At 45.2% G+C, this 12,661-nt stretch carries 12 protein-coding genes; 5 read left to right on the top strand and 7 right to left on the bottom strand.

Features of this window, described 5'->3' with window-relative positions; all coding sequences use genetic code 11:
* Nucleotides 1-54 precede the first annotated feature (54 nt).
* Nucleotides 55-1,539, top strand: coding sequence for a DUF262 domain-containing protein (locus E5S67_RS34495; RefSeq protein ID WP_339382944.1), 1,485 nt, complete (start codon nucleotides 55-57; stop codon nucleotides 1,537-1,539).
* 102 nt (nucleotides 1,540-1,641) lie between these two features.
* On the opposite strand, the gene E5S67_RS21275 is transcribed toward E5S67_RS34495, so the two are convergent.
* Nucleotides 1,642-2,115 carry a hypothetical protein gene (locus tag E5S67_RS21275; RefSeq protein ID WP_172190382.1) on the bottom strand — a complete coding sequence of 158 codons (474 nt, stop codon included), beginning with the start codon at nucleotides 2,113-2,115 and terminating at the stop codon, nucleotides 1,642-1,644.
* Nucleotides 2,116-2,266: 151 nt separating this feature from the next.
* Between E5S67_RS21275 and E5S67_RS21270 the strand changes: the two genes are divergently transcribed.
* Both E5S67_RS21270 and E5S67_RS21265 read left to right on the top strand, forming a co-directional pair.
* Nucleotides 2,267-2,611, top strand: coding sequence for a type II toxin-antitoxin system RelE/ParE family toxin (locus tag E5S67_RS21270; RefSeq protein WP_172190381.1), 345 nt, complete (start codon nucleotides 2,267-2,269; stop codon nucleotides 2,609-2,611).
* On the top strand, nucleotides 2,583-2,978 hold the full coding sequence (locus E5S67_RS21265; RefSeq protein ID WP_172190380.1) for a helix-turn-helix domain-containing transcriptional regulator: 396 nt from the start codon (nucleotides 2,583-2,585) through the stop codon (nucleotides 2,976-2,978). The genes E5S67_RS21270 and E5S67_RS21265 overlap by 29 nt, the downstream gene beginning before the upstream one ends.
* A gap of 16 nt (nucleotides 2,979-2,994) precedes the next feature.
* Here the strand turns inward: E5S67_RS21265 and coaBC are convergent, their stop codons facing one another.
* The 5 genes from coaBC to E5S67_RS21240 all read right to left on the bottom strand — a co-directional run bounded on the left by coaBC (nucleotide 2,995) and on the right by E5S67_RS21240 (nucleotide 10,017).
* The gene (gene coaBC, locus E5S67_RS21260; RefSeq protein ID WP_172190379.1) at nucleotides 2,995-4,194 is read right to left on the bottom strand and encodes a bifunctional phosphopantothenoylcysteine decarboxylase/phosphopantothenate--cysteine ligase CoaBC; all 1,200 of its coding nucleotides are present in this window, start codon (nucleotides 4,192-4,194) and stop codon (nucleotides 2,995-2,997) included.
* Nucleotides 4,195-4,449: 255 nt separating this feature from the next.
* Nucleotides 4,450-4,662 (bottom strand): protein IsiD, encoded by a 213-nt coding sequence (gene isiD / locus E5S67_RS21255; RefSeq protein WP_106150386.1) that lies wholly within the window; start codon nucleotides 4,660-4,662, stop codon nucleotides 4,450-4,452.
* 45 nt (nucleotides 4,663-4,707) lie between these two features.
* Nucleotides 4,708-5,334: an alpha/beta hydrolase gene (locus E5S67_RS21250; RefSeq protein ID WP_172190384.1), complete on the bottom strand. Its 627-nt coding sequence runs from the start codon at nucleotides 5,332-5,334 to the stop codon at nucleotides 4,708-4,710.
* A gap of 354 nt (nucleotides 5,335-5,688) precedes the next feature.
* Nucleotides 5,689-7,731, bottom strand: a complete 2,043-nt coding sequence (locus E5S67_RS21245) for a CHASE domain-containing protein (RefSeq protein ID WP_172190378.1) — start codon at nucleotides 7,729-7,731, stop codon at nucleotides 5,689-5,691.
* Between the two features lie 375 nt (nucleotides 7,732-8,106).
* Nucleotides 8,107-10,017 carry an ATP-binding protein gene (locus E5S67_RS21240; protein WP_172190377.1) on the bottom strand — a complete coding sequence of 637 codons (1,911 nt, stop codon included), beginning with the start codon at nucleotides 10,015-10,017 and terminating at the stop codon, nucleotides 8,107-8,109.
* A gap of 378 nt (nucleotides 10,018-10,395) precedes the next feature.
* Between E5S67_RS21240 and E5S67_RS21235 the strand changes: the two genes are divergently transcribed.
* Both E5S67_RS21235 and E5S67_RS21230 read left to right on the top strand, forming a co-directional pair.
* On the top strand, nucleotides 10,396-10,593 hold the full coding sequence (locus tag E5S67_RS21235; RefSeq protein WP_172190376.1) for a hypothetical protein: 198 nt from the start codon (nucleotides 10,396-10,398) through the stop codon (nucleotides 10,591-10,593).
* A 359-nt stretch (nucleotides 10,594-10,952) separates the two neighbouring features.
* Complete coding sequence (locus E5S67_RS21230) at nucleotides 10,953-11,798, top strand: cyanophycinase (RefSeq protein ID WP_172190375.1); 846 nt, start codon at nucleotides 10,953-10,955, stop codon at nucleotides 11,796-11,798.
* Nucleotides 11,799-11,965: 167 nt separating this feature from the next.
* Here the strand turns inward: E5S67_RS21230 and E5S67_RS21225 are convergent, their stop codons facing one another.
* Nucleotides 11,966-12,214, bottom strand: a complete 249-nt coding sequence (locus tag E5S67_RS21225; RefSeq protein WP_172190374.1) for a hypothetical protein — start codon at nucleotides 12,212-12,214, stop codon at nucleotides 11,966-11,968.
* Between the last annotated feature and the right edge of the window lie 447 nt (nucleotides 12,215-12,661).

The following is a 12,661-nucleotide window of genomic DNA, read 5'->3' as shown; positions in this document are numbered from 1 at the left end:
TCTTCTTGCCGTTTTTACGGATATGGGTTGATTTACATTCTGGGCATTGCATAAATTATTCCTCCTATTCATACTCTAACTCAGCAACGCCAAATTGTAGATGGTCAGCAACGTCTAACAACTCTCACCATACTACTAGCTGCTCTCAGAGCATCATTGCCAACACAACACGCCAATGACTTGACCACTTATCTATACCAAAGAGGCAGCTTAATCGCGGGTATAGATAATCGTTACCGTCTGACTTTGCGCGAGCGAGATGCAGAATTTTTCAAGGAATATATTCAAAATGAAGGTGGTATTAACAAGCTCCAAAAATTGAACAATGCTGAGCTGATGGATACTCAGAAGCTTATTAAAGAAAATGCACATTTATTCTTGCAACGTTTGCAGACTATCGCGGAATCCCACCGTATACGTCTTGCCCAGTTCATCATTACCCAGTGCTTCTTGGTAGTGGTTTCTACGCCTGACTTTGACTCTGCATATCGGATATTTTCTGTGTTGAACAACAGGGGATTGGATCTCTCCCTAACTGATATCTTGAAAGCGGACATTATTGGAAAAATACCAGAAGGGCAAAAAGAAAAATATACTAAAAAGTGGGAAGATACCGAGGAGGAGCTGGGACGCGAGTTATTCAAAGACTTGTTTTCTCATATTCGGATGATTAAGGAAAAGAAAAAACTTAGCAAGAGTATCCTTAAAGAGTTTCAGGAAAACATCAATCCTGCGGCTGGGCCTCAGCAATTCATTGATGAAATTTTAGCTCCTTATGCTAAGGCTTTTTCGGAAATTCACAACTCAACCTATGAAAGCGAGGCGCGTGCAGAGGAAATTAATCAACTATTTAAATGGTTAAACAAAATTGAGAATTTTGACTGGATACCACCTGCCATTCTCTACCTATCTCGCAACCGTAATAAGCCCGATAATTTGGTGCGTTTCTTTATAGCTTTAGAACGCCTTGCCGCAGGTTTAATGATTGTCCGCGCTAATATCAATGAGCGCATTGAACGTTACAGCAGATTGCTTACTGCTATTGAGCAAGAGGAAGATTTATTCAATTCCAATTCACCGCTCCAGTTTACTCCTGAAGAGTCAAACAATATCCTTAGAGTCCTCGATAGTGACCTTTACCTAATTCAAAAAATTCGTCTTTATGTTTTGCTGCGCTTAGATGCTGCTCTGTCAGAAGGTGAAGCATCTTACAACTTCTCCAACATTACTGTCGAGCACGTACTTCCCCAAAATCCAGGTGCTAATAGTGAGTGGATGAAGTGGTTTCCTAGTCAGGAAGAACGCGATCAATATGTGCATCGTCTTGGCAACTTAGTTTTACTATCTCGTGGGAAAAACACTCAGGCAAAAAATTATGATTTTGATGTGAAAAAACAGAAGTATTTCACAACTAAAACAGGTGTTTCACCCTTTGCACTTACTACCCAAGTGCTGCGGGAACAGGAATGGACGCCAGAAGTAATCGCTCGACGACAGAAAGAGCTGATTAATGTTCTCAAGAATCTTTGGCGCTTATAGGATAATTGAATTTGATATCAAATCGCTCTTATCTGTCCATCAGCACAAAACCATCTGCGTCCATCTGCAGTCAAAAAAATCTAAATTCCGCCTGCACAAACTTTACTTTTTAGGTCGCTGCTGCTGGTAAACGCTGATAACTTTATCGGCATAAGTAGCTGTTGCCCCACTTTTACAAGCTGCGGAGTCCCCTGTCATCCACCAGCAAGCGGCGCGGCGTACTGCGGTTAATTCATTGTTGCTGCTAGCTTTGTATTCGTCGCGCAGCAAATCGCCCACGATACAGGTAACAATTGATTTGGCTTTTGTCGCGTCGGCCTCAAATTGTTGGGGTGTTAAATCTTGTTTGGTACAGAATTTGGCCCAGCGGGAAATATTGTTCGGTAAAACTTGCCACTGACTGTACATTCCGTCATTTGCGGCTTGTGGCGGGGCGACTTGTCGCAGCGCTTCTACAAGGGCGGAAACTTGCGCGTCGGTGACTGATTGCGCTGCTGCTGGAAGTGCTTGCAATCCGAGGCTAATTATCAGGCTGCCGAATAGTAGATTGGTTTTTGCGATCGATTTAAAATTCATTCACAAGGCCCTGTTTGATTTAAACTTTGTTTCCTCAAACAAGGTTTACTATTTTGTCGCTCGAATGCCTCTGTCTTAAGTATGATTTGCCTACTTAATGCACTGTCGATCGCACTTACGATAGAAATTGTTAATCAAGTACGATAAAATCATGGAAGTACAACCCAGGGAAATTCGCAACTACCTGAGAGCAGATGGGACAAATCCTTTTGAAGATTGGTATAACTCGCTCCGGGATACCACAGGCAAAAATAAGATTCGGTTAAGGCTTAAGCGAGTCATGACTGGTAATCTAGGAGATTGTAAGTCCGTCGGAGAAGGAGTTTTTGAACTCAAAATTGACTTTGGCCCTGGATATCGGCTTTACTTTGGACAAGTCGGGCTGACAATTGTACTTCTGCTAATAGGTGGAGATAAGAGCACTCAAGAGCGAGATATTGGCAAAGCTATTCAATATTGGAGAGACTATGAAAGACGTGAAAGCACCAACGAGTAGGAGCTACCAAGAATTTCTGATCGAATCTCTGAGAAATGCCCAAGAAGCAGCAGGTTATATCGAGGTGACATTGACAGAAGCCAGCGATGAACCTAAATTGCTCCAAATGGTACTCAAAGACGTTGTAGATTCTCGGCTAAAGTTCAACAATTTATCAGAGTCAGCTCAACTTCAATGGGAAAAGCTTGACAAGATGCTGACTGAAAGCGGCGGTTCGGAAATTTACAGTTTGGTAGCACTGCTCGAAGCATTAGGATTTAAACTAGAAATTACTGTCGCAGATACTGAATTGCCCGCTGACTCGGAATCAACGGATTTTGGGGAATCAGAATTATCGCCCGAACCAGTAGTAATTAATCCCAGTTAATGAGTAAATCGCGCCCTTACCCTTCCCTCACAAAATCAAACAATCGGTGAGCCATTTCTAGCTTGCTGCAAGGTGCGATTTCTACTTGCTTGCCGGCGGCATTAATTAATATTGCTTGATTGGTATTGCTGCCGAAACCTGCACCTATTCGATCGATCGGGTTTGCGGCAATTACATCCAGTTTCTTTGCCCGCAATTTCTCCAAAGCTGGCTTGACAATATCTCCAGTTTGTGCTGCAAACCCGATTAATTTTTGGTGCGGCTGTTTCAATTTTCCCAACTCTGCCACAATATCCGCTACCGGTGTCAAAGGCAAACAATTAGGGAGCGATCGCTTCGGCAATTTTTCACTGCTGTACTCAGCCGGCTTCACATCCGCTACCGCCGCCGCCATCACCGTCAAATCCGCATCGTGAAAGCATTGCAGCATCGCCTGCCACATTTCTTCTGCACTCGCAACTGCGATCGCCCGCACACCTGAGAGCGGCAATTCGCCAGTTATACTGTGTACCAGCGTCACTGTCGCGCCGCGGTGCTGTGCAGCTTGCGCCAAAGCTATGCCCATTTTGCCGCTGGAAGGATTGCCGATAAACCGCACCGGATCGAGGTGTTCCCGCGTTCCTCCCGCACCGATCAACACCCGAAGCCCCGCTAAATCTCGATCGCCCTTCGCATACAACAGCGATTCAATATGAGGCAAAATCTCACCAGGTTCTGCCATCCTGCCGACACCCGCGCGATCGCACGCCAGCATTCCCGCCCCCGGATTCGCAGCATGATAGCGCCGATAAGTCAACACTTCCCGCCAATTCCGCTGCACCGCCGGCTGTTCCCACATATCCGTATTCATCGCCGGTGCCAGCAAAATTGGGCAAGTAGAAGCTAAGACAGTATTAGTCAGCAAATTATCAGCAAAACCCCCCGCCAACTTAGCCAAAGTATTAGCTGTCAGGGGAGCAATAACAAAAACTTCCGCCCATTCTCCCAGTTGAATGTGCAGGGGGCGCCCGTGACTTGCTTGCCAAAAATCTTTGTCAGTAAAAGCAGGATGGCGGCAAAGAGTAGCAAAAGTCAAAGGCGTTACAAACTCCGCGGCCGCATCAGTAAGAATAGCTTTAACTTCAGCTCCAGCTTTCGCTAAAGTTGAAACTACTTCGCAAACTTTGTAAGCCGCAATTCCGCCGCTAACGCCGATTAAAATTCGTCTGCCTTTCATGTCATACCATTTTTGATTTTAGATTTTAGATTTTAGATTTTAAATTGGGAATGACTGATGAATACCAGGGTTGATAGCTGGCCTACATTCACATTTTTTTTTGAAAATGGTGTCATTTTTTCATAAAAAAGAATCAAGAAAGAAATTAAGATGAAAATAGACAAAAATCCATAACTCATCTGTTCAATTCACAACAAAATATGCTGCTAACTTCTTCCTCAATTCCGTCGAAATTTTTAAGCTAGATTTTTTAGGCTATGCTTCGTCGTAGGCTTCCATATCCAGAAGGTGGAGATAAGGTTCAACCATCTCCGGCCGCTGAAAGGCAAGCGATCGCAACAAATGCCAATCATTCAATCCCTCAAAAGGATCTGTATAATCGTCCACTTCCAAACGGACAGCCAATTCTGCCACGTCCTGAGAAGTAAGTACAGCAATATCGCGCGATGCTTTGGTTAAAGTTTTCATTTTTTTCCCCTGCCCGAGACTTCCGCCATACTATATCCTAAGCCTTTAATCTGATTTCGACACAGTTTCTACAACAAAACTTCGCATTACATCTATAACTTCGGGCAGAATCTCGTGTCCCATGATAAATTCTCGATACTGCACCGCAGTTCCCCAAGCAGTCAAACTGTCGCGCGATCGCACAGCAGCACTAACGGGCACAATAGTATCTTGAGTACCGTGCACGATTAAAACAGGTGGCAAAGCACTCCCAGCAACTGGCGAAATCGACGGGTGTAAATAACCGCTCAGACAAATTAAACCGGCTACAGGCAAAGTCAATCCCACATCTAGAGTCATCGCTCCCCCTTGAGAAAAACCGCCTAAAATAGTGCGAGACAAAGGCACGCCCGTGCTGCTTTCCAAAGACAGCAATAATTCCCTCAGCAATTGCCGGCTTTTTACCAATCCCTGAGCGTCTTTACCTTGAAGGTCATACCACGCTTTGCCGCCCATTGCCTGGGGATGGGGAAAGGGGGCGTCGGGAAACACAAACTGATAATCCGGTAAATTGAAAGCCGGTGCTAAGGAAGTCAAATCCCGAGCATTAGCACCCCATCCGTGCAAAGCGACAATCACAGCGACAGGTTTGCGATCGGTTTTTGGCGGAATGCTAATAAATTGTAAAGACATCGTAATTAATAATTGGTAATCTGGCATTGCTACAATTATAAATTGTCGCGGTGAGTAAAACCCAAGATATTTGTTTTGCGCAAGATTTGACTCGAAATTAGCACGCACTTGCCAATAACTCTAACTGTTAACTGTTGACTGTTAGCTGTTAACTGTTGGGTGCGCAATCCGCACCTTTCCCAAGTATGGTTCGCACCTTTCCTAAAGAAATAAAAAACAGAGAGAACGGCGACACTCTTGCGTTCCCATTAGAAAGAGAGATGCCAGGGGGAGCGAGGCTAGACTCAGCTATAAGCGAGATTTCTCCCGCTAATTTCAACTAACACCTACCGCAGGTGAAACCTTATAAACAGATTACTGGGACTGTTGCCGCACCGGCACCTCAATCGAGAATTCAGTTCCCTCTCCCGGAGCCGATACGCACCTGAGCGAACCTTGATGTTTGTCCACTATTTGATAGCCGAGCGACAATCCCAAGCCAGTACCTTTGCCTACAGGCTTGGTAGTGAAAAACGGCTCAAACAAACGTTTTTTGACATTCTCCGTCATGCCCGTTCCATTGTCAGAGATTCGCACGCATACACAATTAGAATTTAAAAGTTCAGTGCGAATCCGAATTGTAGGTAAAAACGGCGAATTTGAGAAGCTTTGCCCGAGCAGCTTTTTTTGATTTTGTGCGTCATATAAAACATCAATAGCATTTATCAAAATATTCATAAATACCTGATTTAATTGTCCCGCAAAACACTCCACTAAGGGCAAATTTCCGTATTCTTTGATGACTTGAATGCCCGGAAAATCAGCTTGGGGTTTCAGCCGACTCTCCAAAATCATCAAGGTGCTGTCAATACCTTCGTGAATGTCAACAGACTTCATTTCAGCTTCATCCAAGCGCGAAAAATTCCGCATAGAAAGCACGATCTGCCGGATGCGTTCAGCTCCCAAATTCATAGATTTTAGGATTTTAGGTAAGTCTTCAATGATAAACTCCAATTCGATATCTTTTTGTTTGTCTTGCACTTCTGGCGTTGGGTTCGGATATTGCTGCTGGTATATTTCCACAAGTTCCAGCAAGTTTCGAGTATATTCGCCTGTATGGATCAGGTTCCCAGAGATGAAGTTGACAGGATTGTTAATTTCGTGGGCAACTCCAGCCACCAACTGCCCCAAGCTGGACATTTTTTCAGTTTGGATTAGTTTAAATTGAGTTTCCTGCTTTTTTAGTGCTGTTTCTAGTTCAGCGGTGCGCTCTTTTAGTTGAATTGTGCGATCGTACACTTGCTGTTCTACTTTGGCGGTACGTTCTAGAGACATCGACAGGTAAATCGTCAAGCTGCCAGCCATCAATAGCCCGATCGCACAAATAGCCAGCGAACCCTGATGCGTCCTCAGACCGTTGTACCCATTCCCGGGCAAAACTAGCAGCATCCACTGGCGGTCTGCTACGTTCAATAAGCGAGTGCAAGCACTAGGATTTTGACAGATTTCCCCCCGAACATCAGTTAACTCTGGCTTTTCTAGTTTTGGGTTATCTATCAACTGCTTAGCTTGTGAGTCGTAGCGCACCAGAAAGCGTTCTTTCCCTGTAGCCGAGTTGTCGTATAGGTAAAAATTAATGCTGTCTAAATTTAGGGATTCTAAAGAGAAATCGACCATATGGGTGATCTGAAACAGACCCGCAATAACTCCCATGAGATTTTCGCGGTTCTTGACCGATTTATCTAGAGAAGTTGTGCGACGGGGTACTGGCAGAAATACTTGCAATCCCGGTTGATTGTTGGTGACTAATGTAATCCGCGCGGAAGCCGCTATTTTTCCGGTATTCACCGACTTCTCTAAAGCTGCTTTGCGATCGGGGCTGGAGGCAACATCAAAACCGATCGCTTTGTTATCTTCTTCTAGTGCTTCTCTGTAAATAATTGGAAAGTATTCCGATCGCACTTTTGCTTCGATCGGCTTTTGGTCACGAGTTCGCTCGTAAATTTGAAATGCCGGAAAACCTTCCGCTCGAATTGCGGCTTCGTAAGCTGCTTTTTGGGCAGCAGGCACGCGCACACTCCAGTTAACAGAATAGATGGCAGAATGTCGGGAAAGTGCAGGTTGAACGAATTGCTTAAAATCTTGTCTGCTAACTTCAGTAGATGCGTTGTAGAATGCTTGAAGTGAGTAAAGAACTTCTAAATTGTGATTGATGCTTTGCTGCAAAGTCACATTCAGGCGATCGGCTTGCTCGTGAAATTGAACTTGCATTCGTTGGTTTTCCGAATGCCACACAAGGGCAGTGGCTGCCAATGACAAGCTCGTACCTATCCAAAGAGTCAGCGCTGCTGGAATGTAGCGACGGTGCGACACTAAACTTTCCGCCAGCGAATTAAACCAATTGCTGCCAACATTCATATTTCCACACCTTCTGCCACCTGAGTGCAATTAGTTTAAAGACTTGTGAAATTCCTTGATAACACAAGAGACCGCCCATAAAATACATTCTCTAAAAACTTACGATCGCAGGAATAGGGCTTACCCTAGGAAACCCAATTTCTACGAAAATATTGGTGTGGTAACGAGAAATCTGGCAAGAAACCCGGTTTCTTAGGAATAGTGAATCCACTGAGGAATTGCCACCCATTGTAACTAAGTGAAACGAAGCGAGTTCAAATCTGGGGGATCCCCAATTTCCTTCCCCGGAAGCACCCGGGAACGAGAAAAAGCCTTTATCTGGTGGGGCGGGTACTCAAAACCCGCCCCACAAAGCCAACTTAAATGTCGAACAGGTTACAAAATAGTCCCTATTTCCTTCAAATAAACCCGTGTAAACGGTTCCCCATCTCCCAGGGTATACTGTTCGATCAACCCCTGGCGGCGAATAGAAATACTATTTTCTTCCCTCACCACAACAGTATCGTCATCAGTGCTTTCTCTGCTCAACATCATCTCAGTTTCCCCCGGATTGTCCAGCACCACCATATTGCTCCCTTGATAAAACATTCCGTCCGCTTCCAAAATATTTCCGGGATATTCAGCAATTAACAAATCGAGCTTGGGATTCCGCAGCAAACTTTGCACATTAAGATTGTAATTCTTATGCAAAACTTTTTCAGAACGGTTGACAAAAAGTCCACCGCGGCAAACAGCACCGATCGTCCAATCGGGATGCTGCAACAAAATGTGGTCGATTGTTTCTTGCAGTTCTTGCACCGAAATTTTGTTGAAAGTAATAATCGGAACTCTGGCTGATTTTCCCGAGTCAAAGAAAGTTTCGATAATATGGGAAGGCACATCAACCCCTTCGCCTACAGCCGGGTTGAGGTGCATAAAAATTCCCGGCGCGGCATTGATTTCGAGAATCCCAAAATTGCCTGTTTTCCAAGATTTGGCGAGAGTTTCTGTTACCACATCCACCCCCAAACAAGTTAACCGAAAATGTAGGGCGATATCTTGAGCCAAAACAATGTTATCCGGGTGAATAGTTTGGGTAGCGTCGATGCTGACGCCGCCTGCGGAAAGATTGGCGACTTTGCGCAGAGATACAGTGCGATCGCCCTCTAGGACACTATCCAATGACAGCCCTTGTTCTGCCAGATACATTTCCATCGATTCGTCGGACTGAATTTTGCTCAGGGCCGAAGTTGGCGTATCCAAACGTTGGGATTTGCGGTTTTCACGGCGGATCAATTCGCGAATTGTTGAGTCGCCGTCCCCTGTTACCCAAGCGGGCCGGCGTTCAGTTGCCGAAACAAATTTGCCGTCAACGCACAACAGCCTAAAATCCGATCCTTTGATGCTATTTTCCACAATTACTCGCACCGATTCTGTTTCGGGAATTGCCTTAACAGCTCTTTTAAAAGCGGCCTGCAATTCCTCAGCATCTCGGATATCTGCTGTGACGCCAATTCCTTTATGACCGACTACTGGTTTGACAGCAACTGGGTAACCAATGTCTTTAGCAACTGCCAGAGATCCGCTTTCTGTGGAGACGATATCGCCTTTGGGAACAGGAAATCCTAATGTAGCGAGAAAAGCTTTACAATCGTCTTTGCGGGTGGTAAAATCTGAGTCTAAGTGGCTGTCAGAGTCAAAAGTAGTTGCAGAGCCGCGCACGAGTTTTTTGCCGTACCCGTATTGCATCAATCCTTCATCCCACAAATAAAATACGGGAATGCCTTTTTGCGATGCCGCTCGCATTAACGAATAAACTGTCGGGCCTCCGTAAACTGACTGCCGGAACATATTTTGCAGCGCGTCTATTTGTGATTCCAAGGGAAAATCTTGATTTTGATTGATGGCTTCAAACCAATCCCAAACAGCGTAAACTACGGCTCTGGCGCTGCGGGCGTGAACTGCTTCTATGCTAATTCTGTTAAACTGAGAAAACGGCTTGACGTTCCAGTGTTGGAAGTGCAAACCCATGTCAAGTTTTGCAACTTCTGAAGCGGTACGGCCGAACAGTTCGGCGTGGTTTGAGAAAGTTTCCTGCAGGAGTTGCGGGTAGCGATCGCTAATAATTTCATGGTAATGTGCGATCGGCAAAGGTTCGCTCGCGCCCGTCACCGCCAAATCGAAAACTAAAGCCGCTGTTCCTAAATAAGGGTTTGGCCCCATATAATGTTTGAAGTTGAAAACATCAAAAACATCTGTTTTTCGAGCATTGACCCGCGCTGTTTCGGTGCTTTTTTCTTGCAGCATTTTCTAACCTCCTTTTCGTCAATTTTCCACATTAACTCTATTGTCGGTGCATTAGATACTACCCGCAGGCATAGATATTGCAGTAGCAGTTGATACAAACACTCCGACCAATTCTGCCTTCAGCATCGCGGGAGTGGGGGAGTGGGGAGTGGAGGAGTGGGGAGAGGGGAAGAGTGGGAAAATATTTCTTCTTCCTTCAACATCTAACTAAGCACTGATGACTGAGCACCTAAGACTGAGCACCTATGACTGAGGACTTATAGCTAAGCACTCTACTTCCTTGCCCCCGGCAGAAAAAAAGCTATAACCTTTGAGAGGTGCACTGCCCACTTATAATTGTTTATGACTGTGAAGAAGAATATAAGAAGCAGCAAATTTATGAAGATCGCACAAACTGCTCTCAGGGATCAAGTTCACCAATTAGCTGAGGAAGCATTTCACCGGAAGCTAATTTCTGGCTACGGCGACGGCCAAAACAGCAACGAATATCAGATTGTCTGGAATGGCAAACCCAGACACCTACCTTTAGAACGGGCGCGTACGGTATTGAGCAATTTGATTGAGGGATCGCACTAACGGGCGATCGTACTAATTTAGGACTTACGCTCATAAACCCGGTTTCTACGAGAAATAAGAGGTTATGAGGGAAGTATCCAGTCAGAAACCGAGTTTATGACCAGCGCGCGCGTAAGTCCTGTAATTTAACTCATTTTTTCACCCCTCCTATATTTTGTTAGGGGGGGTAGGTTTTTTTTAGCACAAACATCTTTACAGCCCGCGGCCCGAGTAAACAAACCCCAGAACCCTTGAGTTTTGTGCGTCCAGGAATCAGCAAATTCAGATAGTTTTGTGTATCTATCTATACCTTTTGGCAGTTTCCAGAAGGAAGAATTTTGTGTTTTAGTGAAATTTAATAAATTAAAAGTGGAGATAATATGGCGAGCAACGAAAATCAGGGAAAGTTGCTAATTATTGGGGGCGCAGAAGACAAAGAGGGGGAGTGTAAAATTCTGCGGGAATTCTTGCGGTGCGCCGGAGGAACTAAAGCCCACATTGTGATCATGACGGCTGCAACCAGCTTGCCGGGAGAAGTAGGAGATAATTACATCCGAGTGTTTGAGCGACTCGGCGCTGAAGATGTGCGAGTTGTTGACACCCAGACACCCGAAGATGCCAAAAATCCAGATTATTTAGAAGCCATCGAACAAGCCACTGGCATATTCTTTACCGGCGGAGATCAAGCGCGGATTATTAGCTGCTTGAAAGACACCCAACTCGACGTAGCTATGCACAAACGCTACTCTGAAGGGGCGATCGTTGGCGGCACCAGTGCCGGCGCGGCCATGATGCCAGACATGATGATTATTGAAGGAGACTCGGAGACAAATCCCCGCGTTGATGTGGTAGCAATGGGCCCGGGAATGGGTTTCCTGCCGGGAGTTGTCATCGACCAGCACTTCGCCCAGCGAGGCCGTCTCGGACGCTTAGTTACGGCACTCTTGCTGCAACCGGCCGTGTTGGGATTTGGTATTGACGAAAATACAGCTATTTTAGTCAGCGGTGACGAGTTGGAAGTTATTGGCGAAAGCGCTGTAACTATCATCGACGAGTCGGAAAAACTCCACGACAATATGGAAGGACGGTTGAAGGATGAGGGTTTGGCTATTTGCGGCGCCAAGTTGCACATCCTCCCCCACGGATACCGGTTTAACTTGAAAACTCACCAGCCGGTGCTCGATAACGTAACAACTACAGCAGATAGGGAAACGGCGATCGCCTAATTTATTTCCAACGCCGCCATAGTAAATCTCAAAATTATGTAGGGTGGGCAGTGCGCACCTTACCGCTTCAAGGAAATATCAGGGTTTTTAAACCCCGATACTTCGTTGAGAACTCATAAAAAGAAGAGGTAAACTCCTCTTCTTTTTTTATTGCGGATTGTGGTTTTTTAAGCACTTTTCTGTTCGCCAAACATCGACTGCTGCCCTTCTTCAGTCGAAATTAAATTCCACCCTTGAGTTTTCAGCTTCTGAAATGTTGCCCATCCGTTAGAACCGCCCGGTTCCCGGTAGTCGGGTGCAGCGAACTGCGGAAAAGCTGTGTAAGGCCGCCACGCTTGACGGGCTTCGGTGCGCAAGTGCAATATCTTTTCTCCATTGCCTCCCAATCTGGGCAACCAGCACATTTGTTTTAGCATTTTTAACACTCCAGAGTTTTACAGTAACGGTAATTTGCCAACATCCCACATTAAACTTTTAGAACCCTAGAGCCGCTGCTCGGAATATCTAACGGGTAACAGGGACGGATGAGATTTTCACCGATTACCAATTACTGAGGTAGCAGCAGTCGTTAAAGCTGATTTTGGTTCTGCAAAGTTTGCCAGTCAAGAACTATAAAACAAGTGCTGCCAAGGCATAAGCAAAAATAATCATTGCTCTTCTCGGCTCAAACTTGAGTTAAAGTCGATCGCCCGAAAATCCAGTTGAATAAAGCATTCATGTTTCTGGTTTTCCTTGCCTTCCAATTACAAGCCGATCCTCCCCTTTTCCGCTTAAAAAGACATCTTTCTACAGTATTAGCTCTGTCAGCGAAAAAATGTTCCTTTAGTTACAATTATTAAATTTTTATCACGATTTATTTAGTT

It is taken from the genome of Microcoleus asticus IPMA8, assembly GCF_013179805.1.
GTDB classification, from domain to species: Bacteria; Cyanobacteriota; Cyanobacteriia; order Cyanobacteriales; family Microcoleaceae; genus Microcoleus; species Microcoleus asticus.
Note: the sequence above shows the minus strand (reverse complement) of the source record. Positions and strands in the feature narration are given on the sequence as shown.